The sequence below is a fragment of the Xanthomonas indica genome (assembly GCF_040529045.1).
Lineage (GTDB): Bacteria > Pseudomonadota > Gammaproteobacteria > Xanthomonadales > Xanthomonadaceae > Xanthomonas_A > Xanthomonas_A indica.
Genome location: NZ_CP131914.1, coordinates 2,211,406 through 2,236,807, shown reverse-complemented (window position 1 = coordinate 2,236,807; position 25,402 = coordinate 2,211,406). Strand labels below are relative to the sequence as shown.

At 69.7% G+C, this 25,402-nt stretch carries 18 protein-coding genes; 7 read left to right on the top strand and 11 right to left on the bottom strand.

Annotation, left to right across the window (positions count from 1 at the left end; translation table 11 throughout):
• Positions 1–184: 184 nt before the first annotated feature.
• Positions 185–1,750 (bottom strand): sulfotransferase, encoded by a 1,566-nt coding sequence (locus tag Q7W82_RS09740; RefSeq protein ID WP_242156677.1) that lies wholly within the window; start codon positions 1,748–1,750, stop codon positions 185–187.
• 454 nt (positions 1,751–2,204) lie between these two features.
• On the opposite strand from Q7W82_RS09740, the gene Q7W82_RS09735 reads away from it, so the two are divergent.
• Together Q7W82_RS09735 and Q7W82_RS09730 are read left to right on the top strand one after the other, a co-directional pair.
• Positions 2,205–5,012 (top strand): TonB-dependent receptor, encoded by a 2,808-nt coding sequence (locus Q7W82_RS09735; RefSeq protein WP_242156676.1) that lies wholly within the window; start codon positions 2,205–2,207, stop codon positions 5,010–5,012.
• A 73-nt stretch (positions 5,013–5,085) separates the two neighbouring features.
• Entirely contained in the window at positions 5,086–7,074 is a 1,989-nt protein-coding gene (locus Q7W82_RS09730; RefSeq protein WP_242156674.1) for a S9 family peptidase, read from the top strand.
• Between the two features lie 123 nt (positions 7,075–7,197).
• Here the strand turns inward: Q7W82_RS09730 and Q7W82_RS09725 are convergent, their stop codons facing one another.
• Complete coding sequence (locus Q7W82_RS09725) at positions 7,198–8,790, bottom strand: NAD(P)/FAD-dependent oxidoreductase (protein ID WP_242156673.1); 1,593 nt, start codon at positions 8,788–8,790, stop codon at positions 7,198–7,200.
• 202 nt (positions 8,791–8,992) lie between these two features.
• Between Q7W82_RS09725 and Q7W82_RS09720 the strand changes: the two genes are divergently transcribed.
• Together Q7W82_RS09720 and Q7W82_RS09715 are read left to right on the top strand one after the other, a co-directional pair.
• Positions 8,993–11,092: a M13-type metalloendopeptidase gene (locus Q7W82_RS09720; RefSeq protein WP_242156976.1), complete on the top strand. Its 2,100-nt coding sequence runs from the start codon at positions 8,993–8,995 to the stop codon at positions 11,090–11,092.
• 237 nt (positions 11,093–11,329) lie between these two features.
• On the top strand, positions 11,330–13,342 hold the full coding sequence (locus Q7W82_RS09715) for a M13 family metallopeptidase (RefSeq protein WP_242156672.1): 2,013 nt from the start codon (positions 11,330–11,332) through the stop codon (positions 13,340–13,342).
• 176 nt (positions 13,343–13,518) lie between these two features.
• Here Q7W82_RS09715 and Q7W82_RS09710 read toward each other — a convergent pair whose 3' ends face one another.
• The 6 genes from Q7W82_RS09710 to Q7W82_RS09685 all read right to left on the bottom strand — a co-directional run bounded on the left by Q7W82_RS09710 (position 13,519) and on the right by Q7W82_RS09685 (position 19,768).
• Positions 13,519–14,175 (bottom strand): rhomboid family intramembrane serine protease, encoded by a 657-nt coding sequence (locus tag Q7W82_RS09710; protein WP_242156671.1) that lies wholly within the window; start codon positions 14,173–14,175, stop codon positions 13,519–13,521.
• 807 nt (positions 14,176–14,982) lie between these two features.
• A complete protein-coding gene (locus tag Q7W82_RS09705; protein ID WP_242156670.1) occupies positions 14,983–15,363 on the bottom strand; it encodes an MGMT family protein in 381 nt (126 codons plus the stop codon).
• Positions 15,360–16,298 (bottom strand): DMT family transporter, encoded by a 939-nt coding sequence (locus Q7W82_RS09700; protein WP_242156669.1) that lies wholly within the window; start codon positions 16,296–16,298, stop codon positions 15,360–15,362. Before Q7W82_RS09700 ends, Q7W82_RS09705 begins: the two co-directional genes overlap by 4 nt.
• A 90-nt stretch (positions 16,299–16,388) precedes the next feature.
• A complete protein-coding gene (gene gorA, locus Q7W82_RS09695; protein ID WP_242156668.1) occupies positions 16,389–17,750 on the bottom strand; it encodes a glutathione-disulfide reductase in 1,362 nt (453 codons plus the stop codon).
• 157 nt (positions 17,751–17,907) lie between these two features.
• Positions 17,908–19,146 (bottom strand): DUF418 domain-containing protein, encoded by a 1,239-nt coding sequence (locus Q7W82_RS09690; RefSeq protein ID WP_242156667.1) that lies wholly within the window; start codon positions 19,144–19,146, stop codon positions 17,908–17,910.
• A gap of 142 nt (positions 19,147–19,288) precedes the next feature.
• Complete coding sequence (locus tag Q7W82_RS09685) at positions 19,289–19,768, bottom strand: peptidylprolyl isomerase (protein ID WP_160947964.1); 480 nt, start codon at positions 19,766–19,768, stop codon at positions 19,289–19,291.
• A 109-nt stretch (positions 19,769–19,877) separates the two neighbouring features.
• On the opposite strand from Q7W82_RS09685, the gene Q7W82_RS09680 reads away from it, so the two are divergent.
• From Q7W82_RS09680 to Q7W82_RS09670, 3 genes are all read left to right on the top strand, one after another.
• Entirely contained in the window at positions 19,878–20,420 is a 543-nt protein-coding gene (locus Q7W82_RS09680) for a C40 family peptidase (RefSeq protein WP_242156666.1), read from the top strand.
• Positions 20,421–20,527: 107 nt separating this feature from the next.
• Positions 20,528–21,367 carry a C40 family peptidase gene (locus tag Q7W82_RS09675; protein ID WP_242156664.1) on the top strand — a complete coding sequence of 280 codons (840 nt, stop codon included), beginning with the start codon at positions 20,528–20,530 and terminating at the stop codon, positions 21,365–21,367.
• A 406-nt stretch (positions 21,368–21,773) separates the two neighbouring features.
• Positions 21,774–22,523, top strand: coding sequence for a nucleotidyltransferase domain-containing protein (locus tag Q7W82_RS09670; RefSeq protein ID WP_242156663.1), 750 nt, complete (start codon positions 21,774–21,776; stop codon positions 22,521–22,523).
• A gap of 9 nt (positions 22,524–22,532) precedes the next feature.
• Here Q7W82_RS09670 and Q7W82_RS09665 read toward each other — a convergent pair whose 3' ends face one another.
• The 3 genes from Q7W82_RS09665 to Q7W82_RS09655 all read right to left on the bottom strand — a co-directional run bounded on the left by Q7W82_RS09665 (position 22,533) and on the right by Q7W82_RS09655 (position 25,310).
• Positions 22,533–23,012 (bottom strand): acyl-CoA thioesterase, encoded by a 480-nt coding sequence (locus Q7W82_RS09665; RefSeq protein ID WP_010341292.1) that lies wholly within the window; start codon positions 23,010–23,012, stop codon positions 22,533–22,535.
• Positions 23,013–23,125: 113 nt separating this feature from the next.
• Complete coding sequence (locus Q7W82_RS09660) at positions 23,126–23,893, bottom strand: class I SAM-dependent methyltransferase (protein ID WP_242156974.1); 768 nt, start codon at positions 23,891–23,893, stop codon at positions 23,126–23,128.
• 76 nt (positions 23,894–23,969) lie between these two features.
• Complete coding sequence (locus Q7W82_RS09655) at positions 23,970–25,310, bottom strand: dicarboxylate/amino acid:cation symporter (protein WP_242156662.1); 1,341 nt, start codon at positions 25,308–25,310, stop codon at positions 23,970–23,972.
• Positions 25,311–25,402: the final 92 nt, after the last annotated feature.

Sequence of the window (25,402 nt, the reverse complement as noted above, 5' to 3'; positions counted from 1 at the left end):
GCTTCGGCGCGTCGGCGCCATGTACTGGACGCGGCCTCGCTCTCACCCAAGCGCATGCGCGACGGACCATTTGCGCGCGCCGTGCCGCGCGCCAGCGCCATTGCGCGACAAGGCACGCGCAAGCATCGCGACGCGCGGTGAGCACCGCGGCAAGCAGCCGCAAGCAAGCCAGGCCGCCGAGGCGCTAGGGATAGAACGCCGACAACAGCGCTTTGAGCTCGTCCAGATCCTCGCCGTAGCGCTGCCAGCGGCCCATGTAGGAACGCGTCATCGACGTGCGCACCTGCACCACGCTGGCGGTGGCCACCGGCGCCTGGTTCTGCTCGAAATGCAGGCAAGCCGCGTCCCAGGGCAGGCCGCAGAAGTCCAGCAACCGGCGCGTGGTCGGCTCCTGCGCGGTCACCAGGTCCTCGTAGTCGACCTGCAGGATGCGCTGCGGCAGCACCGCGTTCCAGTGCGCCATCAGCCGGTCGAACATCAGGAAGTAGCGGCCGACATCCATCAGGTCGAAGGAATAGTCGTAGTACGGCGAGGACAGCGCGAACAGCTGGCGGAAGTTGCTCAGGCAGGTGTCCATCGGATCGCGCCGCAGGCACACGATCTTCGCCTTCGGCAAGGCGCGCGCGATGTGGCCGGCGTAAAGGAAATTGTGCGGCAGCTTGTCCACGAAGCGCGGCTTCAGCGCGGTGCCGGGGCGCGTGGATTCGACATAGCCGCGGCCGAGCGCACGCCAGTCCAGTCCCTGCACCTGGCTGAGCGTGGCGACGTCGAGGATCTCCGGCGATGGCGTGCCGGTCAAGCGCTTGAGCACCACCGAGAAGTTCTGCAGCTCCCCCGCCGAGTGCACCTGCGGATGGCTGGACAGGATCCGGTCGACCAGGGTGGTGCCGCTGCGCGGCATGCCGATCACGAAGATCGGCTCCTCGCTGTCGAAGCCCGCCACCGGCGCGTCGTCGGTGCGGAAGCTGCGCTGCAGGGCATCGAACAGGCGCGCATCGCGCTCGGAGGTATAGCTGCGCGCCCGCTTGTGTATCGACTTGCCCTGCACATAGCCGCGGAACGCCGCGCGGTAATCGCCGAGGTCTTCGTGCTCCTTGGCCAGCGCCAGGTTCAGGTACAGCACCGCGTCCGGAGTGTCGCCGGCCGACGCTAGAGCGGCGTCGAGCAAGGCCAGATTGTTTTCTTCCGGCGTCCACTTGCGCAGCTGCGACAGCGACAGATACACCTTCCAGTAGCGCGGCTCCAGCGCCAGGCAGGCGCGGTATTCGGCCTCGGCCTCCTGCAGCCGCCCGGAGAACAGCAGCGAGGTGCCCAAGTTGTAGCGGAAGCTGGCCTGCTGCGGCGCCGCCTGCACCGCCAGCGTGAACGCCCGCAGCGACGCAGCATGTTCGTTGACCTGACTATAGACCACGCCCAGCGTGTCCAGGGTATGCGCATCGGTGGGCTGCAAGGCCATCGCATGATCGGCGAAACGCTGCGCATCCTGCAGGAATCGCCCCATCGCCAGCACCCGCGCCAGTTGCGCCGCGTAGTCGGCGCGCTCGGGGTTCAGGGTCGCCGCCTGATGCAGGTGCATGGCCGCAACCTGCATCTGCTGCAGCTCCAGCGCCGCCACGCCGGCGACGAAATGCACGCCCGGATGCTGCGGCAAGGCCTGCAGCAGATGTTGCGCGATGCGCTGCGCCTGCGGCCAGTCGCTGCGGTTGAGCGCGGCGATGGCCTGGTTGTAGAGCTGAACCTGTTCGCTCATGGATGCGCCCGATCTCCCCTGGAAGGCTGGCCGCGGTGGCATGCAGGCCCGCGACGGTCTCCGATTATGACTGCAGCGCAGCATGCGCGTGCACGCCGAGGGTGTCTGCTGCCCGTGGCTGACGCATGCGCCACGTTGGGCGAACGCGGTGCGAAACACCGCTCGCCTGGATGGAAGCGCCGCCGCGACAAGCAGTTGCGTCAGCCCTGACCCCAGCGCGCAGCCGTCGAGGCGGCCCCTACAGCAGGCCCGCTTCAAAACCATGTCATGTAACGAAAATTTTTCGTTACTTTTCCGATTCGTTCATGCTACGGTCACGAAACGTGAAACGGACCTCACACTCTCTACACGTACCTGTCCAGGAAGGGACCCGGGTACTGCACATGCATCTAGGGGAAATTTGTCAATGTCAGTCAAAGCACCGACTCCCAAGCGGAGTCTTCTGGTCGTTGCTGTGTCCGCCATTCTGGCCCTGCCCGCCGCATCGGCGCTGGCGCAAAGCCAGCCCGCGAACGAGGAATCGGAAACGGAACAACTGACCGAGGCCACCGGCGCCAAGGCGCGCACCCTCGAGAAGGTGACCGTGACCGGATCGCGCATCCAGCGCACCGAAGTCGAGGGCCCCTCGCCCGTCACCATCATCTCCGCCACCCAGATCGAGCGCGAAGGCTTCAACACCGTCTTCGATGCGCTGAGCACGCTCACCCAGGCCTCCGGCTCGACCCAGAACGAGCTGTTCCAGGGCGGCTTCACCCCCAACGCCAGCGTGATCAACCTGCGCGGCCTCGGCCCCGGCCGCACCCTGCTGCTGATCAACGGCCGCCGCGCCGCGGACTACCCGCTGCCCTACAACGGCCAGAGCAACTTCGCCAACTTCGGCAACATCCCGGCCGCGGCGGTCGACCGCATCGAGATCCTCGCCGGCGGCGCCTCGGCCATCTACGGCTCCGACGCGGTCGCCGGCGTGGTCAACGTCATCCTCAAGACCAACTACGAGGGCGACCTGGTCAAGCTGCGCGGCAGCACCCTGACCCGCGGCGGCGGCGACACCGGCGACTTCCAGTGGATCGGCGGCAAGACCGGCGACCGCTGGAGCCTGACCTATGCCTTCGAATACACCGCCGGCGAACCGCTGTACGGCTACCAGCGCGACTTCATGGATTCGTCGCAGGACAATCCCTTCCCGCCGGCCTTCGTCGGCATCCAGCCGACCGGCACCATGCGCGTGCGCCGCCGCACCGGCTCGACCACCAACTCCTACTTCGCACCGCCGGCCGGCGCGTGCGAACAGCTGGGCGACGAGTGGGTGCGCTGGAACTACCGCACTGCCAGCGCCAGCGGTGCCATCACCAACCTCGGCCAGGCCTGCGGCACGTTCAAGGACCCGGCCTACCAGACCATCCGCAACGAGAACAACGACCTGTCCGGCTACGCCTACGGCACCTTCGATTTCGACGGCGGCATGCAGGGCTGGGCCAGCCTGCAGGCGTGGTCCTCCGAGTCCAAGTACACCGCCGGCACCCAGTTCTGGTCCGGCCGCACCAATGGCGCGCTGTGGTTCGACCCCGGCTTCAACGCGCTGGTCGACGCGCAGCGGGTGTTCGCCCCGCAGGAAGCCGGCGGCGTCGAGCACCTGATGGCACGCAACAAGGAGAAGTCCTACGACTTCGCCGCCGGCCTGCGCGGCAAGTGGGGCGACCGCTTCGACTGGGACCTGACCCTGTCGCGCGCCGAGTACAAGGTGAAGGTCGACCGGCCGCGCTTGGTGGCGTCGGCGGTCAACGACTACTTCCTGGGCCAGCAGCTGGGTACCCGCGTGGTCGGCGGCGCCACCTATCCGGTGTACCGCCTGAACCAGCAGCGCTACTACAGCGCGCTGACCCCGGACCAGTTCGCGGCGCTGAGCACCACGGTCAAGACCGACGCCAACTCGCACGTCAACCAGGGCAGCTTCGTCCTCTCCGGCGACCTGTTCGAGTTGCCGGCGGGCGCACTGGGCTTCGCCGGCATCGTCGAAGCCTCGCAGCAGGAGTACAAGCTCAATGCCGACCCGCGCATCCTGCCCGACTACACCGGCGCCGACCGTCCGTACAACCTCACCGGCACCGGCGGCGGCGGCAAGCGCGACCGCTACGCGCTGGGCGTGGAGCTGTCGATCCCGATCCTCAGTTCGCTGAAGGCGCACCTGGCCGGACGCCTGGACAAGTACGACGACGTCACCGCGGTGGACGACGCCAAGACCTGGAACGCCGGCCTGGAATGGCGTCCGCTGGACAGCCTGCTGCTGCGCGGCTCCTACTCCACCAGCTTCCGCGCGCCCGACCTGCACTACGTGTTCGCCGATCGCAGCGGCTCGTTCTCCAGCATCTTTGACACCCGTCGCTGCCTGGAAAGCGGCCGCGCCGCGGCGCAGTGCCCGACCTCGGACACCACGGTGAACTACACCGCGTACGGCGTGCGCCAGGGCACCACCGACCTGTCCGAGGAAACCGGCACGTCGTGGACCGCCGGTTTCGTGTGGGACGTGCTCGAGGGCCTGTCGGTCACCGCCGACTACTACGACATCCGCCTGAAGAACGTGGTGGCCGACATCACCTCCACCTACATCCTCGACGGCGAAGCCGGCTGCGTGACCGGGCTGACCCGCAACCGCAACCCGTTCACCCTGGGTGCGCCGGGTTCGGCGTTCTGCGCCGACATGCTGTCGCGGGTGACCCGCCTCAGCGCGCCGGGGACGCCGAACGACGGCCAGATCACCGAGATCCGTCGCGGCCCGATCAACCGCGCCTTCCTCGGCACCAAGGGCATCGACGCGTCGCTGGACTACCGCCTGGACACCGACCGGCTGGGCGATTTCCGCTTCCAGGTGGGCTACTCGCACACCCTCGAGCAGAAGTCGGCCGAGTTCAAGGGCGACCCGATCCTCGACTACCGCGACGACCTGAGCAACTTCGACTTCCGCAGCCGCATCCGCACCACCGCAACCTGGCAGCGGAACGACTGGCAGGCGGCCGTGTTCATGCTCCGCTACGGCAGCCTGCCGAACTGGCAGGAAACCGGCCGCATCGCGCCGTACTTCATCTGGAACGCCAACGTGGGCAAGAAGCTGACCGACAAGCTGACGGTCAACTTCTACGTCAACAACGTGTTCGACAAGACCCACCCGAAGGACAGCGGCTACAACACGTATCCGTACTTCTGGCGTGCCTACAGCCCGTACGGCCGTGAAGTGGCGGCGGAGTTCCAGTACCGCTTCCGCTGAGCCGCGGCACGCGCACTGGAGGTCAGCGAGAGCCCGGCATCGGGCTCTCGCTGTGTGCAATCACGCAAAAAGGATGCTCGTGAAACGACTCGTTGCTTTCTGCGCGCTGGGGCTGTGCCTGCACGGCAGTGCCGCCGCGGCCGCGCCCCCGCCCATTTCGGATTTCGTCAAGCGCCCCACCTACAGTGCGGTCAAGATCTCGCCGGACGGTGAGTATCTCGCGCTCACCGTGGACCGCGGCGAACAGGACGTGCTGACCGTGCTCGGCACGCGCGACCTCAAACCGATCAAGGTCAATGTACTGCCCGACGGCAAGAGCGTCGGCGCGTTCTACTGGACCGGCCGCAAGCGGCTGCTGTTCACCGCCGTCAAGAAGGTCGGTGCGTTCGAGCGGCCGATGGGCACCGGCGAATGGTTCGCGGTCGACGCCGATGGCAGCCAGCCGCGTACCCTGATCGAATACGGCACGCAAGGCGTCACCCAGCGCGGCAAGAGCGTGGGCCGCGAAGCCTTCTCATTACTCGACACGCTGCGCGACGACGAGCAGAACGTGGTCATGCAGGTGCGCTACCCGCGCTCCTCGGAGGGCGCCGGCACCGAGGTGGTGCTGATCGACACCCTCAGCGGGCGGCGCAAGTCGCTGGGCCGCGCGCCCAAGGCGAACTGCTCCATCGCCCTGGACGCCGCCAAGCAGCCCGCCTTCGCCACCTGCCAGAGCGACAAGGACGACGACACCGGCTACGACAGCCACAGCGAGGTGTACGCGCTGAAGGACGGCAAGTGGGAGCTGATCAACGCCAGCAAGGCCGACGGCGCGCGTCTGGACATCGCCTGGTCCACCGCCGACGGCCGCGTCTACGCCACCCGCGACGACGGCAAGGCGCCCGGTGCGTTCGGCTACCTGGATCCGCAGAGCGGACGTTTCGTTTCGCTGTTCCAGGACGCCACCAGCGAGGTCGCGCGCACCATCACCGCCACCGACGGCTCGGACACCGCACTGGCCGTCGTCACCGAGGCCGGCGCGCCGCAGGTCAAGCTGATCGACGAGGCGCATCCGGACGCGACCCTGTACGCCAGCCTGGCCGCGGCCTTTCCCGGCCAATACGTCGATTTCGCCAGCGCCACCCGCACCGGCGACACCATCGTGGTCAGCGTGCGCAGCGACCAGAACCCGGGCGAGCTGTACCTGTACGAGCGCGCCACCGGCAAGGCGCGTTTCCTGATGAAGAGCCGGCCGTGGATCGATGCGGCGAAGATGGCCACGGTCACGCCGATCCAGTTCACCGCCCGCGACGGCCTGCGCATCCACGGCTACCTCACCGTGCCGGCCGGGGCACAGGCCAAGAATCTGCCGCTGATCGTCAACGTGCACGGCGGGCCGATGGGGCCGCGCGACAGCTGGGGCTTCCATTCCGAGGCGCAACTGTTCGCCAGCCGCGGCTACGCCACGTTGCAACTCAACTACCGCGGCTCCGGCGGCTTCGGCAAGGCGTTCATGGACCGTGCCTACGGGCAGTGGGACGGCGGCATCATGAACGACATCGTCGACGGCACGCAGTACGCGATCCAGCAGGGCCTGGTCGACAAATCGCGCATCTGCATCTACGGCGGCAGCTTCGGCGGCTACGCGGCGATGATGGCGCCGGTGCGCGCGCCGGGCCTGTTCCAGTGCGCGTTCGGCTATGTCGGCATGTACGACGCCAAGCTCCAGCTGCGGCTCAGCGACACCAGCAAGAGCGAGAGCGGCAGGCGCTACCTGCTGCGCGCCTTCGGCAGCAGCAGTGCCGAGCAGGAGCGGATGTCGCCGATCCATCACGTACAGGCGCTGACCCTGCCGATCTACCTCGCCGCCGGTGCCCGCGACGACCGCTGCCCGCCGGAGCACACCGAAGCGCTGGCCAAGGCATTGCAGGACGCCGGGCATCCGCCCGAAGGCGTGATCGTGCAATCCGGCGAAGGCCACGGCTTCTACAAGGAGGAGCACAACCTCAACCTCTACACCAGGATGCTGGCGTTCTTCGACGCGCATCTGGGCGGTCGCGCGCAGGCCGGCACGCCCTGACCCCGCGCGCAGACAACGCCACGGCGCGCCGCCGTGGCCCGCGCGGCGCGCTGCACGCGCCGCGCCTTTCCTCGCCCTGGCCGCCATGCCAGGGTTTTTTTTGCCCTGCCGCGGGACCGCCGCTCAGCCGCGCAGCAGCGCCATCGCCGCGTTGTGGCCGGGCGCGCCGGTCACGCCGCCGCCGGGATGGGTGCCCGAGCCGCACAGGAACAGACCGGAAATCGCACCGCGGTAGGCCGCCTGGCCGAGCATCGGCCGCGCACTGAACAACTGGTTGAGGCTCAGCGCGCCATGGAAGATGTCGCCGCCGATCAGCCCGAAGGTGCGCTCCAGGTCCAGTGGGCTCAGCACCTGCCGGCCCAGCACCGAGGCGGCGAAGCCCGGCGCGTAGCGCTCGACGGTGGCGATCATCAGCTCGGCGACCTCGTCGCGGTGCGCGTCCCAGCTGCGCCCGTCCGGCAACTGCGGCGCCACGTGCTGGCAGAACAGGCTGGCCACGTGCTGGCCCGGTGGCGCCAGGCTGTCGTCCAGGGTGCTGGGAATCAGCAACTCGACGATCGGCTCGCGCGACCAGCCATGCCGGCGCGCGTCGTGATAGGCGCGGTCCATGTAGTCCAGGCTCGGCGCCAGCACGATGCCGGCGGTGAGGTGGTCGCCCGGCCCCGGCAGCGCGCTGAAACTGGGCAGGCGCGACAGCGCCACGTTCATGCGGAAGGTGCCCGACCCGCAGCGCCAGTGCGCCATGCGCGCGCGGGTCGCGGCCGGCACGTGTGCCGGGTCGAGCAGGCGTTCGTACAGCAGCTTGGGATTGACGTTGGCGACCACGCGCCGCGCCCGCAACCGCTCGCCCTGCTCGGTGACCACGCCGACCGCGCGCCCGTCCTCGACCAGGATCTCGCGCACGCCCGCATCGGTGCGGATCTGCGCGCCGGCGGCGGTCGCGGCGCGCGCCATCGCCTGGGTGATCGCGCCCATGCCGCCCAGCGCATGGCCCCAGGCGCCCTTGACCCCATTGCTCTCGCCGAACACGTGGTGCAGCAGCACGTAGGCCGAGCCCGGCGTGTACGGGCTGGCGTAGTTGCCGACGATGCCGTCGAAGCCGAACAGCGCCTGCGCCGCGTCGCTCTCGAACCAGCGCTGCAGATACTCGGCGGCGGAGATGGTGAACAGGTCCAGCAGGTCCTGGCGCAGTTCCGCGTCCAGCGCGTGCAGGCGGCGGCCGAGGCGGCCGGCGCGCAGCAGTTCGGGCAAGGCCTGCAGCCAGCCGCCGTCGGTGACGTTGGGCGGCGGCTGCAGCGCCAACGCGCGCAGCACGTCGGCGATGCCCTCCAGCCGCGCCTCGTAGGCCGGCAGGCGCGCGGCGTCGCGCGCGGAGAACTTGGCCAGTTCGGCCTGGGTGTGGCCGGCGCCGGTCAGCAGGTAGCGACCGTCCGGCAACGGCAGGAAGTTGTTGCGCCGGCGCGGCACGATGCGCAGGCCGTGCCCGGCCAGGTCGAGATCGGCGATCACCTTGGGCTGCAGCAGCGACACCGTGTAGGACGCCACCGAGTTGCGGAACCCGGGGTGGAATTCCTCGGTCACCGCGGCGCCGCCGACCACGCCGCGCCGCTCCAGCACCGTCACCTTCCAGCCGGCCCGCGCCAGGTAGGCGGCGCAGACCAGGCCGTTGTGGCCGGCGCCCACGATCAGGGCATCGCATGGCGATTCACGGGTCATGGCCGCATGGTAAGCCAGCGCCGGCGGGCCTGCCGACCGGCAGGCGACGCGGCCGTCCCAGGGCCCAACGCGCGCGGCCGCCCATGACCTTCGACACCCCTGAAACCTCCCGTGGCGGCGTAGAGTCTCGCCACGGCCCGTGCGGGCCATTCCTTTATCCACGTCGGCCTGGAGCCTGCCTGTGACCCTTCGCAATCCCAAGATGCTGCTGTTGACCCTGGCCGTGAGCGCCGCGCTGACCGGCTGCAACAAGCCCGAGAGCGCCGCGCCCGCCGCCGACGCCGCCAAGCCCGCCCCCGCGGCCGCCCCCGCCGCGGCACCGGCCGAGCTCAAGCTCGACACCAGCAAGCTGCCGGCCTACAACGCGTTCAACGTCGACGACCTGGACGCCAGCAAGAACGCCTGCGACGACTTCAATGGCTACGTCAACGGCAAGTGGCTGGCCGCCAACGAGATTCCGAAGGACCGCAGCAGCTGGGGCGCGTTCTCGATCCTGGACGAGCGCTCGGTGGCCGTGCAGCACCAGCTGGCCGAACAGGCCGCCTCTGCCGCCAACCCGCAGGGCGTGGAAAAGATCGTCGGCGACTTCTGGTCCTCGGGCATGGACGAAGCCAAGATCAACGCCCAGGGCATCGAGCCGCTGAAGGCCGACCTGGCCGCGATCGACGGCCTCAAGGATGGCCCGGCGATCGCCGAGTACCTGCGCCAGAGCGCGGCCAAGGGCGAGAACGGCCTGTTCGGCTTCGGTGCCGAGGCCGACTTCAAGAACTCGACGATGAACATGGCCTACGCCATGCAGGGCGGCCTGGGCCTGCCCGACCGCAGCTACTACGTCGACGCCGACAAGCAGGACAAGCTCAAGGCCTACCAGGCGCACGTGGCCAAGGTGCTGGAACTGGCCGGCGTGCCGGCCGCCGATGCGGCCAAGCAGGCGCAGGACGTGGTGGCGCTGGAAACCCGCCTGGCCAAGGTGTCCAAGTCCAGCGAGCAGCTCTCGCGCGACGCCGAACTGGCCTACAACCCGGTCACCCCGGCCGAGGCCGACAAGCTGACCCCGAACTTCCCCTGGACCAAGTTCTTCGAGTCGCAGGGCGTGGCCGTGCCGGAGAAGTTCTCGCTGGCGATCCCGGCGTTCCATCAGGAAGTGAGCAAGGCGCTGGGCGACACCGACCCGTCGGTGTGGCGTGCCTACCTGCGCTTCCACACCGTGGACAGCGCCTCGCCTTACCTGAGCGATGCCTTCGCGCAGGAGAACTTCGCCTTCTACGGCAAGGAGCTCAACGGCCAGGCCGAGATGAAGCCGCGCTGGAAGCGCGTGCTCGGCAGCATCGAGAACGGCGCCGGCGAGGCGATGGGCCAGATGTACGTCAAGGTCGCCTTCTCGGCCGACGACAAGGCCAAGATGCAGCAGTTGGTGCAGAACCTGAGCCAGGCGCTGAAGGCGCGCCTGGAGAAGCTGACCTGGATGAGCGACGAGACCAAGGCCAAGGCCCTGGAGAAGTGGAAGACCTTCACCCCGAAGATCGGCTACCCGGACAAGTGGCGCGACTACAGCAGCCTGACCACCAAGCGCGACAGCTACCTGGACAACGTGCGCGCCGCCACCGCGTTCAACTACAAGTACAACCTGAGCAAGATCGGCAAGCCGGTGGACAAGACCGAGTGGGGCATGACCCCGCAGACGGTCAACGCCTACTACAACCCGCTGCAGAACGAGATCGTGTTCCCGGCGGCGATCCTGCAGCCGCCGTTCTTCGACCCCAAGGCCGACGACGCGTTCAACTACGGCGGCATCGGCGCGGTGATCGGCCACGAGATGACCCACGGCTACGACGACCAGGGCGCGCGCTTCGGGCCGACCGGCAACTTCGAGAACTGGTGGACCCCGGCCGACGCCAAGAAGTTCTCCGCGCTCACCGGCAAGCTGGTCCAGCAGTTCGACGGCTACGAAGTCGATGGCAAGCACGTCAACGGCAAGCTGACCCTGGGCGAGAACATCGCCGACCTGGGCGGCATCACCACCGCCTACGACGCCATGAAGAAGGCCACCGAGGGCAAGGACGACCCGAAGGTCGGCGGCATGAGCCGCGACCAGAACTTCTTCATCAACTGGGCCACGGTGTGGCGCACCAAGTACACCCCGCAGAACGCGATGGTGCGCCTGACCACCGACCCGCACGCCCCGGCGCAGTTCCGCGCGATCGGCGCGCCGTCGAACCTGGAGGCCTTCGCCACCGCGTTCCAGTGCAAGCCGGGCGCGCCGATGGTGCGCAGCGGCGACAAGCGCGTGGTGATCTGGTAAGCGGCAGCGTCACCGCCGTCTCGCGAAAAGGCCCGGCATGTCCGGGCCTTTTCTTTGCGTGAACACCGATCTGCGGCAGCGGCGGCGATGCCGGCCGCCCTGCGCGGCCACAGGCGTCCGTGGTTGCCCAAGCCGCTCGCTGAATCCGGTTGGGCGATGGACGCGCGTCATCGCCACAGTTGCACACCGCGGCTTGTTAAACTCCGCCGACTTTAATCCTGACCGGATGCGTTCCCGATGCCCAATGCCCGTCCGCTTGCCCTCGCCGTCGCCCTCGGCCTGATCGCCCTCGCCTCGGCCGCCGATGCCGCGCCCAAGAAGAAGCGCGCCGCCGCGCCCAAGGCCCCGCCGATCAGCGCCGCCTGCAGCGACTTCTACGACGATGCCAACGCCGACTGGCTGAAGCAGAATCCGGTGCCGCAGACCGGCGCGGTCACCGCGCTGGGCCAGCTCGCCGAGCGTGCGCAGCAACAGCAGCGCGACCTGCTCGACGCCTCCATGCAGTCGCCGCAGAACGCGGTGCAGAAGGCGCTGGGCGATTTCTGGGCCAGCGGCCTGGACGAGGCCGCGGTGGAGAAGGACGGGTCCAATCCGATCGCGCCGCTGCTCGGCCGCATCGACGCGATCAAGAAGGCCAAGGACGTGCCGGCCTCGATCGCCGCGCTGCACCAGATCGGCATCCCAGTCGCGTTCAACTTCGGTGCCGACGTCGACCTGAAGGCGCTGGACCGCCACATCGGCTACTTCATGCAGGGCGGCATGGGCCTGCCCGACCCGGCCTTCTACACCCGCACCGACGCCGACACCCTGGCGCTGATGGGCCGCTACCGCACCTACATCAAGCAGATCCTGACCCTGACCGGTACCCCAGCCGACCGGCTCGAGGCCGACACCCAGTCGGTGCTGCAGATCGAGACCGCGCTGGCGCGCAGCGCCAAGTCGCTGGCAGGCATCAACAACCCGTTCAACAACTACGCGCCGATCTCGACCAAGGAGTTGAACAAGCAGTACCGCAACCTGCAGCTCGACGCCTTCCTCAAGGCGCAGGGCGTCAACGACGACCTGGTGTCGATGGCCGACCCGGACATGTTCAAGCAGCTCGACGGCATGATCGTCAGCATCAAGCCTGAGCAGTGGAAGGCCTACCTGCGCTGGCGCGTGGGCGATGCGATGGCGCCGTACCTGTCCAAGAGCTTCCGCGACGCCAGCTTCGAGTTCCGCGGCCGCGTGCTGCAGGGCCAGGTCGCGCCGCCGCCGCGCTGGGCGCAGGTGCTGGACGCGATCAACGTCGCCGCCGGCCCCATGCTCGGCCGCGAGTACGTGGCCCGCTACCTGTCGGCCGACACCCGCCGCCAGGCCGAGACCATCGCCGACCAGGTGCGCGACGCGCAGATCGCCGCGGTCAAGCGCAGCACCTGGCTGAGCGAGCCGGCGCGCACCGAGGCGCAGGCCAAGCTGGCCGCGCTGAAGATCGAAGTCGGCGCGCCGCGCCGTGACCTCGACTACACCCTGCAGCCGATGGGCCGCGGCAGCTTCGGCGGCAACATGCTGATCGCCTCCACCTGGCGTCACCGCGAGGAGATGAAGCGCATCGGCAAGGGCAACGCCGACCGCCGCTGGGACGTGCTGCCGCAGCAGCCGGCGCTAACCTACGACATCGCCCAGAACCGCCTGATCGTCACCGCCGCGGTGCTGCAGCCGCCGGTGTACGCGGCCGGCGGCGACGCCGCGGCGCTGTACGGCGCCTACGGCGCGATGGTCGCGCACGAACTGATCGGCGCCATCGACAACAAGGGCAGCCAGGTCGACGCGCAGGGCCAGTTGCGCAACTGGTGGACCCCGGAGGACAAGAGCGCCTGGAACGCGCTGGCCGCCCGCACCGCCGCGCAGTACGGCGCCTACGACTTCCCCGGCGTGAAGGGGGCCAAGGTCAACGGCCCGCTGACCCAGGACGAGGACCTGACCGACATCGGCAGCGTCGAACTGGCCTGGCAGGCCTACGGCGCCGCGCAGCCGAGCGCCAGCGAGGCCGGCAAGCAGGCGTTCTACAAGGCCTGGGCCGGCCTGTGGGCGCAGCAGCTGTCGCCGAACGAAGCCGTGCAGCGGGTCACCGCCGACGTGCACGCGCCTGGCCGCTGGCGCACCAACGGCGCGCTGGCCAACCTGCCCGCCTTCGCCGCGACCTTCACCTGCAAGCCGGGCCAGCCGATGGTCCGCAGCGAGGCCGAGCAGATCCACCTGTGGCCGTGAGCCGCTGCCGGCGCTAGCCGCCGGCCAGGCACGCACAGCAAGACGGCGCGGGCAACCGCGCCGTCTTGCGTTCAGGGATGGGAAAACGTGTCGTCGGCGCCTGCGCTGCGCAGGCGGCTGTCAACGCGAGGGCGCTGCGCGCGCGGCGATGCCTGCGCGCGGAGGCCGGCGTGCGCTCAGCGCACGATGCGCGGACGCGGCGGCTTGCGCTTGCCGAACGGCGGCTGGCCGCGCCAGTAGCGGATCATCAGCCAGCCGAACAGCATGCCGCCCAGATGCGCGAAATGCGCCACGCCCGGCTGCCAGCCGGTGAAGCCCATCAGCAGTTCCAGCGCGCCGAACACGATGACGAAGGTCCGCGCCTTCATCGGGATCGGCGGGAACAGCAGCACCACCCGCTGGTTCGGGAACAGCATGCCGAAGGCCAGCAGCAGGCCGAAGATGCCGCCGGAGGCGCCCAGGGTCGGATACGGCTCGTTGCCGTTGCTGAGCATCCACCAGCCGACCAGCAACTGGCACAGGCCGGCACCGACCACGCACACCAGGTAGTAGGTCAGGAAGCGCTTGTTGCCCCAGGTCTGTTCCAGCGGCCCGCCGAACATGTACAGCGCCAGCATGTTGAACAGCAGATGCGAGAAGCTGCCGTGCAGGAAGCCATAGGTCAGCAACTGCCAGAGCTGGAAATTCTGCCCGGGCGAAAACGCATCGAAGGCGCCGATCGGCCACAGCATGAAGGGCGAGAACGTGTCCGTGCCGAGCAACATCTGCAGCAGGAACACCACGACGTTGCCGATCAGCAGCGCTTGGGTGACGGGCGGAAGTCTGGGGAACATGGTCGGGTCCGTGGCAACTGCCCCCATCATAGCCGCTCGCCGGAGACTGCACTCCAACCGACGCGGCGGCATTCCGGCGCCTCGACCGCGATCGCCCCCGAGGGAACCGCCGCACCCTTCTCGCTGCCTCCTGCAGGAGCGACTTCAGTCGCGACGAACGACACCGGCCAACCCGCAGGCTGCGCAAACAGCGTCGGGACTGAAGTCCCTCCCACAAGGACCAAGCCCTCTCTTCCAAGCACCATCACCAGTGGGTGCGCCGAAGGGCGGATGGTGTTCGGGGCGCAGCCTCGTGCAGTTGAAGCACCGCATGCGCTTCGCGCCCCGACCCTCACCCCAACCCCTCTCCCGGAGGGAGAGGGGCTTGCCCCCCCTTCTCCCTGCGGGAGAAGGTGCCCCGAAGGGGCGGATGAGGGTACGGGCGCAGCCGCGCGCAGTTGAAACACCGCGTGCGCTTCGCGCCCTGCCCTCACCCCAACCCCTCTCCCGGACGGAGAGGGGCCTGCACCCCCTTCTCCCCCCGGGACCATGGCCCCCTTTTTGGGGGAAGGTGCCCCGAAGGGGCGGATGAGGGTACGGGCGCAGCCTCGTGCAGTTGAAACACCGCATGCGCTTCCCGCCCTGCCCTCACCACCCAACCCCCGCTCCGCGCCCCGGCCCGCGCTTGCGGCGCGGGCGCTCCAGGGCACGCGCGCCAGTGGCGCGCACGCCGTGCCCTGTCGCCCCCAAGGGAGAGGGGGTAAGCCAATCACAGCCGGCCTCTTCTGCGCGTTGAGGCACCGGCCGCCGCAGTTCTCGTGGGCCTCGCTACCGCGGCCCCCACACCTCGGCATCGAGATCGCGCGCCGGTGACGCTCGGCGCTTCACGCGTCCACCCTGTACAACCACGCCTTCGGCGCGCAGGCGCTGGCATTGTTCGCGATAACCACGCGAGCCTTCGGGGAACGCGATGCGGCCGTCGCTGCGCAGCACCCGGTGCCAGGGCAGCGCGGCATCGCTGTTGCTGCCGAGCAGGCGTGCCACCAGGCGTGCGCGTCCCGGCAAGCCGGCCAGCATCGCCACCTCGCCATAGCCGCGCACCTGGCCCGGCGGGATCGCCTGGATCGTCGCCAGGATCCGCGCGTGCGCCTCGGCCGTCGTCGTGGCCGACGCCGTTGCCGTCGCTGCGGGCGGCCGTCGTGGACTCATGCCGCCGGCCGCGTCCGCACCGGCCGCGACACCAGCAGCACGCCGCCCAGCACCAGCACGGTGCCGGCGATCTGCCACGGCCCCATCGCCTCGCCCAGCAGCAGCACGCTGAGCACGATAGTGGAGACCGGGCCGAGCATGCCGATCTGCGACGCCAGCGCCGAGCCGATCCGCTGCACCGCCAGCATCGTCGCCAGCACCGGCACCGCGGTGCACAGCGTGCCGTTGAGCAGCGACAGCGCGTACACGGGTGCCGGCAAGGCCAGCGCCTGCAGCGGCCGCAGCAGCAGGAACTGGGCAATGCACAGCGCGCAGGCGACCAGGCTGGCGTAGGCGGTCAGCCGTACCGCGCCGACCCGCGCCACCAGTTGGCCGCTGCCGACCAGATAGGCCGCATAGGCCAGCGCGCTGCCGAACACCAGCAGGCTGCCCCAGGCGGTGCGCGCGCCGCCGATGCGCAGGTCGTGGCCGAACGCCAGCAACACGCCCAGGTAGCTCAACGCCAGCGCCCACAGCTGGCGCCGCTGCGGACGTCGCCGCCACAGCAGCACGCCGATCAGCAGCACCAGGGTCGGGGTGAGATAGAGGATCAGCCGCTCCAGGGTCGCGGTGATGTAGGCCAGGCCGAGGAAATCCAGGAAGCTGGCCAGGTAGTAGCCGAGCACGCCCAGCGCGACGATCCGCCAGCGGTCGCCGGGCTGCAGCGGCGGCGCGCGCCGGGCCGCCCACAGCGCCATCGCCGCGAAGCACGGCAGCGCCACCAGCATGCGCAAGGCCAGCAGGGTCACCGCATCGACACCATAGCGGTAGCCGAGCTTGACGATGATGGCCTTGCCGGAGAACGCGATCGCACCGCCCGCGGCGAGCAGCACACCGCCGAGGCTGGCCTGTGTGGCGGCGGGAGCGACGCTGGCGGAGGTACCGGGCGCGCTCATCGCGCAGCGCCGCGGCAAGGAGGAGAGAACACATGCATGCCGCCATTTTACGGCGCGACGGCCGGCCAGCCGTCGGATCGCCGCTTTCTCTCAGCGCATCAGCACCACTTCCTCGGCCGAGGTCGGATGGATCGCCACGGTGTCCTCCAGTTGCTGCTTGGTCACGCCCAGCTTCAACGCCACCGCGAAGCCCTGCAGGATCTCGTCGGCGCCATCGCCCAGCAGATGGACGCCGACCACGCGCTCGTCGGCACCGACGCACACCAGCTTGAACAGGCTGCGCTGCGGCGAGTCGGCCAGTGCCTGCAGCATCGGCCGGAAGTTGCTGCGGTACACGGTCACCGCGTCGGCGCCATAGCGCTCGCGCGCCTGCTCCTCGCCCAGCCCCACCTGGCCCAGCGGCGGGTGCGAGAACACCACGCTGGGCACGTTCTCGTAGTCCAGCCGCGCCTGCGGCCGGCCGCCGAACACGCGGTCCATCAGCTTGCGCCCGGCGGCGATCGCCACCGGAGTCAGGCCGACCTTGCCGGCCACGTCGCCGATCGCATACAGCCCCGGCACGTCGGTGTTCTGGTAATCGTCCACCACGATCTCGTGCTTGTCGCCCAGGCGCACGCCCAGCGCTTCCAGGCCCAGGTCGCGGGTATTGGGACGGCGCCCGATCGCGAAGAACACCTTGTCGACGCTGTCGCCCGGCCGTCCCTGCGCATCGACCACGCACAGGCCCTCGCCGCTGCGGCGCAGGGCGCTGGCGCGATAGCCGAAATGCAGGCGCACGCCCTGGTGGTGCAGGTTGTCGGCGAGCTGCCGCGCCAGTTCCGCGTCGAACCGCTCCAGCAGGCGCTCGCCCTGCACGTACAGCTCCACCCGGCTGCCCAGCGCCTGCAGCAGCCCGGCCAGTTCCACCGCGATGTAGCCACCGCCGACGATCCCCACCCGCGGCGGCGCCTCGCACAGGTTGAAGAAGTCGTCCGAGACCAGGCCCAGGTCGGCGCCTTCGATCTGCGGCCGCAACGGATGCGCGCCGGTGGCGATCACCACGTGGTTGGCGCTGACCCGCACGCCGTCGTCGCATTCGACGGTGTGCGCATCGACCAGCCGGCCGCGCCGCGGGATCAGCACCACGCCATCGGCATCCAGGCGCCGCCGGTAGCTGGCGTGGATGTTGCCGATGTAGCCCTGGCGATGCGCCACCAGTTCCGCCCACGACAGCGTGGCCTCGGGAATGGCGAAACCGACCGCACGCGCCAGGTCGATGCGCTCGACCAGGTCCGCCGCCAGCCACATCGCTTTCTTCGGCACGCAACCGACATTGACGCAGGTGCCACCGAGCGCGTTCGGCTCCAGGATCGCCACGCGCGCGCCGTGGCTGGCGGCGCGGAACGCAGTGGCCAGGCCACCGGACCCGCCGCCCAGTACCAGCAGGTCGTAATCGCGGATCGGCCCGCTCACGACGCACGCTCGGCGCGCAGGGGGGCGGTATCGCTGGCGGGCGTGTTGCCGCCTCTCACGTCATCCATCGGCTGTCCTGTCGCATGTCTCGGTCGCCGCGGAGCATGCCATGGGCGGCCGCGCGGCAGATGTGAGGACGCCGCGGCAGCGCCTGCGCTCAGGCCGCGCCGCGGCGCATCGGCTGCCAGCGCAGATAGCTGGCCGAGCGCCACAGCCACTCCACCGGGCCGAAGCGGAACCGCTGCAACCACCAGTGCGACACCACCACCTGCAGCGCGAACAGCGCGACCGCGAACGGGATCTGCCAGGCGCGCGGCAAGCGCTCGAAGTAGCCGAAGCCGTAGCCATAGAACAGCGTGGTGCACACCAGCGACTGCAGCAGGTAGTTGCTCAGCGCCATGCGCCCGGCCGGCGCCAGCCACTGCAGCGCGGGCGCGGCGCGCACCAGCCAGGCCGCATAGCCCAGCGCCATCAGACCGCTGGCGATGCTGGCCAGCGCATAGGCACCGGTCAGGCGCAGATCCAGCCGCGCCGGGTCCATCCACGGCTCCAGCCGGAAGCTCAGCAACATCAGCGCCAGGCCCAGCGGCAACACGCCCCAGCGCAGCGCGGCGAGCAGCCGCGGGAAGCGCTGCGGGTGCGCGGCCAGACCGCTGCGTACGCACCAGGCGCCGAGCAGGAACATGCCGAAGATGCTCGGCGCATTGAACAGCAGCCCGCTCAGCGATTCGACCAGGTCGCGCGCGCGTTGCGCGGTGGCCTGGACATAGCTGCCGTGGCCGAATACCTCGCGCTGCTGCGCCAGCGCCGCGGCGCTGTGCTGCGCCTGCTCGGCCATGTCGCGCTGCCACTGCGCCGCAGCGTGCGGATCGGCCTGCGCCGCCGACGCCACCGCGCCGATCAGCAGCCACAGCGCCGGCGCGAACAGATACACCACCAGCGCCATCCCCGGCAGCCAGCGCGTGGGCGCCTCGCGGAACGCCAGCAGCATGAACGCCAGCAGCGCATAACTGACCAGGATGTCGCCGGACCACAGCAGCAGCGCGTGCAGCAGGCCGATCAGCAACAGCCCCGCGCTGCGGCGCAGGAAGAACCCGCCGAACGGCCGCCGCGCGGTCTCGGCGCGCTGCGCCATCACCGCAAAGCCCATGCCGAACAGCAGCGAGAACAAGGTGTAGAACTTGCCCTGCACCAGGATGTAGACCAGGGCGTCGGCGATGCGGTCGGCGCCGCGCAGCGCCGGATCCAGGCCGGTCAGCGCCGCGTCCAGCGGACCGACGAAGCCCTCGATGTTCATCAGCAGGATGCCCAGCAGGGCGAAGCCGCGCAGCACGTCCAGCGTGGCGATGCGCTCGGCGGGCGCGACGGGCTGCAACAGGGGGGCGGAGGAAGCCAAGACGGGCACCGGGCGGAAGGCCGGCGAATGTCCCCTCGCCGCGATCAGGAGGGCCGCCGGCGTCCGCGGCGGCGCGACGGCGCCGCTGCGCGCGGCGCCAGGGCCGGCGGCACCGGCGCGACCGGCACCGCCGCCAACGCAATCAGTGGTGGTGGCCGCCGTCGCCGTGCACGTGGCCGTGCTCGATCTCTTCGGCGCTGGCCTCGCGCACGTCGACGATCTCCACGTCGAAGTGCAGGTCCTTGCCGGCCATCGGGTGGTTGAGGTCGACGTCGACCACGCTCATGCCGACCTTCTGCACGGTCACCGCGCGCGGGCCGAAGTTGGTCTGCAGCACCACCTGGCTGCCCGGCTGCAGCTTGGCCGCGCCGAAATGCTTCTTCGGCACGCGCTGGCTCAGGCCCTCGCGGTATTCGCCGTAGGCGTCCTTGGCGGCCACGTCGACGCCGAAGCTGTCGCCGGCGGCCTTGTCCAGCATCGCGTTCTCCAGGCCCGGGATGATGTTGCCGTGGCCGACCAGGATCACCAGCGGATCGCGGTCCTTGGAGCTTTCGATCGGTTCTTGACCGACTTCCGAAACGGTGTAGTGGAAACGGACGACGCGGTCTTTTTCGATCTTCATGTGCACTCTGCGCTGTGGCTGCCGGGGGCAGACGGGATGGGCGGCTTGTCGGCCGCCGGGAGCGCCGCCATCATGGCGGCCTTCTGAGGTCGCGCATTATCCCGGCTCCATGCACAACACGCCAGTTTCGCCGCGCGGCCGCCGCGCGTTCCCGTGGTGGCTTCCGCTGCTGTGCACCGCCGCGCTGGCGGCCTGCGGACGCCACGAGGTCCGCCACACCCGGCCGGCACCGGTGACGGTGCGCGAGTGGCCGCAGGTGGCGCCTGCCGACCCGGTCGCGGCCAATGCGGTGCTGATGCGCGCGCTGGGCCTGGTCGGCACGCCCTACCGCTACGGCGGCAACACCCCCGAGTCCGGGTTCGACTGCAGCGGCCTGGTCGCCTACGTCTATCGCGACATGCTCGACCTGCGGCTGCCGCGCACCTCGCGCGAGCTGGCCGCGGTGCAGGGGCCGCGGATCGACCCGCAGCGCCTGAGCACCGGCGACCTGGTGTTCTTCGGCAGCGCGGGCAATGTGACGCACGTCGGAATTTACGTCGGCGAAGGCCGTTTCGTGCACGCCCCCAGCACCGGCGGGACGGTGCGCCTGGATTCGTTGGACGGGGCCTACTGGCGGGACCATTACACGGGCGCGAAACGGGTTTTGCGTTGAACTGTGATTTCACCCACATTCATAATTACGAAAATTTAACCTTATTTGAACTTCCTGTTTCTGTCTACAAGGCATGATCCCTCATCGTTTTATTTTGTGATCCAAGCGTGACGACCGAAGCCCAGACCTCTCCAGGCAAGACCGCCGTTCCCCGCCGGACCGCTTTCCGCCTCTTCTGCACCGCCTCGCTCTGTTTCTCGGCCCTCCCGGCCCTGGCCCAGACCGCTCCCGCCGACACCGTCGTCCCGGAAGCGATCGCGACCGTCGCCCCCGCTCCGGCCCAGGTCGGCGCCGCCGCGACCACCGCCCCGGCCGCCGCGCAGACCAGCAACACCATCGCCGCGGCCAAGCCGGCCGCCGCCAGCCAGACGCCCGCCGCGCCGTCGCGCAGCAAGGCCGACGCCGCCGCCACCGCCACCCTGGCCGCCCTGCTGCCGCACCTGGCCGCCAACGACACCATTCCGCTGATGGACCGCTCGGCGATGTTCGCCGGCGACATCAGCCGCCTGCTGGCCAACTACGACGTGTCCCAGCCGGTTCCGCGCGAAGGCGTGGTGCCGGGCGGCGACAAGGTCCAGTCCGTGCTCAAGCGCGCCATGGCGCTGCTGGGCACCCCGTACCGTTGGGGCGGCGAAGACACCGAAGGCTTCGACTGCAGCGGCCTGGTCGGCTACGTATTCCGCACCGCGCTGGGCATCGAGCTGCCGCGCGTGTCGCGCGAGATGGCCCGCGAGGCCAACGCCCAGCTGATCAAGGACCGCGACGCGCTGGCGCCGGGCGACCTGGTGTTCTTCGGCCGCAAGGGCCGCGTCGACCACGTCGGCCTGTACGTCGGCGAGGGCCGCTTCCTGCACGCCCCCAGCCGCGGCAAGGACGTGCGCGTGGACACGCTGACTTCGGGCTACTGGGGCGAGAAGTTCGTGCAGGCGCGCCGCGTGGCGATGTAAGCCGCCCCGTCTGCAGACACCTCAGGAAAGGCCGCTGGCGACAGCGGCCTTTTTCGTTGCGGCGGTTTGCTGCCACCTGGCTGGCCGCCGCACCACTGGCGCACGGCGACGCCGCTCGCAGGAGACAGCGACGAGCGGGCTAGCGTCGCAGCAGCCAGCGACACCTGCCCGCGCAACCACGGAGACCCGCCGGCGCGGCCGCACCTGGCATGCCGCGACCTGCGCTGCGCCGGCGGGACTCGCCGCATTGCCCGCTGCAGTTGCGCTGCCGTCCATGTTGCCCATCGGCACGCTACGCTGGCCCGCCTGATCGCGTCACCGGCACTTCGATGACACTCCTTCCCTCGCCCGCCCTGCAGGTTCGCCATGCGGCCTTGTCCTGGCCGCGCCAGCGGGCGCTGCGCTGATGCCGGCCGCCCCCACCCTGCCCACGCCCGCACGGGCACTGGCGCTCGCGCAATCGCTGTTGTCCACCCGTTACGCCGATGCGGCCTTCGGCTTCGCCGCCGGCTCGATCCTGCGCGGCGAAGGCACGCACCTGTCCGATCTCGACCTGGTCGTGGTCTATGCGCATCTGCCGGCCGCACGCCGCGAATCGTTCCTGGTCGACGGCGTGCCGGTCGAGGCCTTCGTGCACGATCCAGGCACGCTCGCCTGGTTCCTCGATGAGGACGCAGCGCGCGGCCGTCCCAGCCTGCTGCACATGATCGCCGAGGGCCACATCGTCGGCACCACGACGGACGCGGCCCACACCCTGCAAGCCCAGGTCGCCGCGCGGCTGCAGGCCGGCCCAGCGCCGCTGACGCAGGCGCAACGGGACGCGCTGCGCTACGAGATCACCGACCTGATCGACGACCTGTGCGGCGAGCACAGCACCGCCGAGATCGTCGCGATCGGCGCGCTGCTGCATCCGCGCCTGGCGGAACTGGCACTGCGCGGACGCGGCCATTGGTACGGCAGCGGCAAGTGGGTGCCGCGCCTGCTGGCACGGATGGACCCGGCCTTTGGCCACCGCTTCGACCAGGCCTTCGCCGCACTGTTCGCCAAGGCCGACTGTGCGCCGGTGCTGGCCCTGGCGCAGCAGGAACTGGCCGCGCACGGCGGCCGCCTGTTCGATGGCGACTGCCGCACCGCGCCGGCGGACTGGCGCGCGTAGGCCGCGCGCTCAGCCGTGGTAGTGGGCGATGGTGTCCTCGATGCCCTTGCTCAGCTCCATCACCTTCTGCGCGTACTCGGCCAGGCGATGGTCTTCCGGGGTATCCGGATGCCAGGCCGGGACCGCGGTCGGCCGGCCTTCGACGCCGTCCAGGGCCACGAACACGATGATGCAATGCGTGCACAGGCGCGGCTCGCCGCCCATCGGATCGCGGGCGCGCACCTCGATGGCGAAATGCATGCTGCTGGTGCCGGTGTGGACCAGCTTGGCGCTGACCGTGACCATGTCGCTGATGCGGATCGGCGACACGAAGCGGATGCCGCCCACCGCCACGGTCACGCTGTAGTGGCCGCTCCAGCCCACCGCGGCGGCGTAGCCGACCTGGTCGATCCACTTCATCACCACGCCGCCGTGGACCTTGCCGCCGTAGTTGACGTCGATCGGCTCGGCCAGGAAGCGGAAGGTCAGTTCGCGTTGGGTGCCGCTCATCGGGAGTCCATGCAGGGGAAGAAGGCGGCAGTCTGCCATGCGCCGACGCCGCCAATCGCAATGGCGCCGCAATGGCCTGCGGCCACGGCCGCGCTGGCGGCCGATGGGGTCGGCTACGCCGCGGCCAGCGCCAGGTTGTCGCGCTTGCGGATGCACAGCCACGGGAAATGCGGCTGGCGCCAGCGCAGCGCGCGCAGGCAGCGCGCGGACCAGCGGCGCGGGTCGAACAGCCGGCGCAACACGATGCCGTCCAGCGCTGCGTCGGTGTGCTGGTGGTACTGCTGCGCCAGTTCCGCGCAGCCCAGGTCGCTGAAGTAGTGCAGGCTGCGCGCGGCGCTGGCGCGGGCCTGCTCGGCGTCGGCATAGAACGGGCTATCGAGGATGTGCAGTTCGCCGTCGTGCTGCAGCAGCTGCAGCAGGCGCACGATCAGCACACGCGGGTCGGCGAAGTAAGGGAGGCAGGCCGGCACCACCACCACATCGAACCGCTGCGTCGGCAGCGGCAGGCGCAGGATGTCGCCGGCGACGAAGCTCAGCCGCGGCGCGGCGGCGAACACCCGCGCCGCCTGCGCCAGTTCGGTGCGATTGACATCGACGCCGCAGACCTCGCGCTGCAGGCTGCTGGCCAGGCGATGGGACAGCCAGCCGTTGCCGCAGCCCAGTTCCAGCAGCGGCCCGTCGCCGCCGCGCGCACGCAGATGGCGCAGCAGGCGCCGGCACGATTCGGCACGCACCCGCCATTCGTAACTTGCGCCGAGCGCGCCGGACGGCTGCGGCAGCGTGCGCACCTGCGCGTCGCTGTAGAGCCGGCCTTCGCGGCGGCGCACCTCAAGATACCGCTGCTCGAACGGGTCGTCCGGCAACGCGTCGTGCACCAGCACGCCCTCGCGCAGCGTCAGCCCCGGCAACTGCCGCAACTGCGCGCGCAGGCGCTCGACAGGCGCGCTCACGGCAGCATCAACGCACCTGGCCGGAACTGTCGACCGGCGGATCTTCCAGGCCGACATTGCTCGGCGCCGCCTCGTAGATGGTGCGGTCGAGCAGGCCGGTTTCCTTGGCCACCAGCACCGGCACCAGCATCTGCCCGGTCACGTTGGTCATGGTGCGCATCATGTCCAGCACGCGGTCGATGGCGTACAGGTAGCCGATCACCTCCAGCGGCAGGTTGGCCGCACTCAGCACCACCGTGGCCATCACCACCGCGGTGCCAGGCACGCCGGCGGTGCCGAAACTGCCCAGCACCGAGGCGATCAGCACCACGAAGTACTGGTTGGCGGTCAGCGGCACGCCGGTGTACTGGGCAATGAACACCGCGCACAACGCCGGGAAGATCGCGCCGCAGCCGTCCATCTTGATGCTCGCGCCCAGCGGCACCGCGAACGCCGCGTAGTCCTTGTTGACGCCCAGATTGTGGGTGATCGAGCGCAGCGCCACCGGCATCGCGGCGAAGCTGGAGGAACTGACGAAGGCCACCTGCATGCCCGGCGCGGCGCCGCGGAAGAACTTCCACGGGTTCAAGCCATGCACCAGCAGCAGGCCGCTGTACACCACCACGATGTGGATCGCGCAGGCCAGGTACAGCGCCAGCACGAAGTTGCCGAACGGCAGCAGCTTGCCGAAGCCGTAGCCGCCGACCAGCGCGGCGATCAGGCCGAAGGTGCCGAGCGGGGTCATCTCCAGCACGAAGCGGGTGACCTGGATCATGATCTCGCTCATCTGTTTGGTGAGCTTGCGCGCCTCGGCCACGCGCTCGCCGAGCTTGACCATGGCAAAGCCGAGCAGCGCGGCGAAGAAGATCACCGGCAGGATCGAGCCGCGTCCGGCCGCCAGCACGGTCTCGCCGGCGGCATTGGTCTTGGTGCCGATGCCGGTGAGCGCGTAGAACGGATTGGACGGCACCACGTCCAGCAGCACCTGCACCGGGCTGGGCACGTCGCGCGGGGTCCAGGCGCTGTCCACGCGCAGGCCCAGGTGGCCGGCGCCCGGCTGCAGCACAGTGCCCACGGCCAGGCCGACGCCGACCGCCAGCGCCGCGGTGACCACGAACCACAGGAAGGTGCGCCCGCCCAGCTTGGCCACCGACTGCTGCCCGTGCAGCGCCGAGATCGCATTGATGACGGCGAAGAACACCAGCGGCACCGCGATCATCTTGATCAGGGTGACGTACAGATCGCCCAGCGGCTTGAACCAGGTTTCCGCGGTCGGCCCCAGTGCCCAGCCGGCCAGGGCGCCCAGCACGAAGCCGGCGACCACGCGCTGCCAGAACGGAATGCGTAACCAGGCCGTCACCAGTTTCATCGACGCTGTCCAGAAATCTCGGGGGTTCCGCACGATAGCGCACCCCGGCGGCAACGACGACGCCATGGCTGGAAAGGCGCGATGTCATCGGC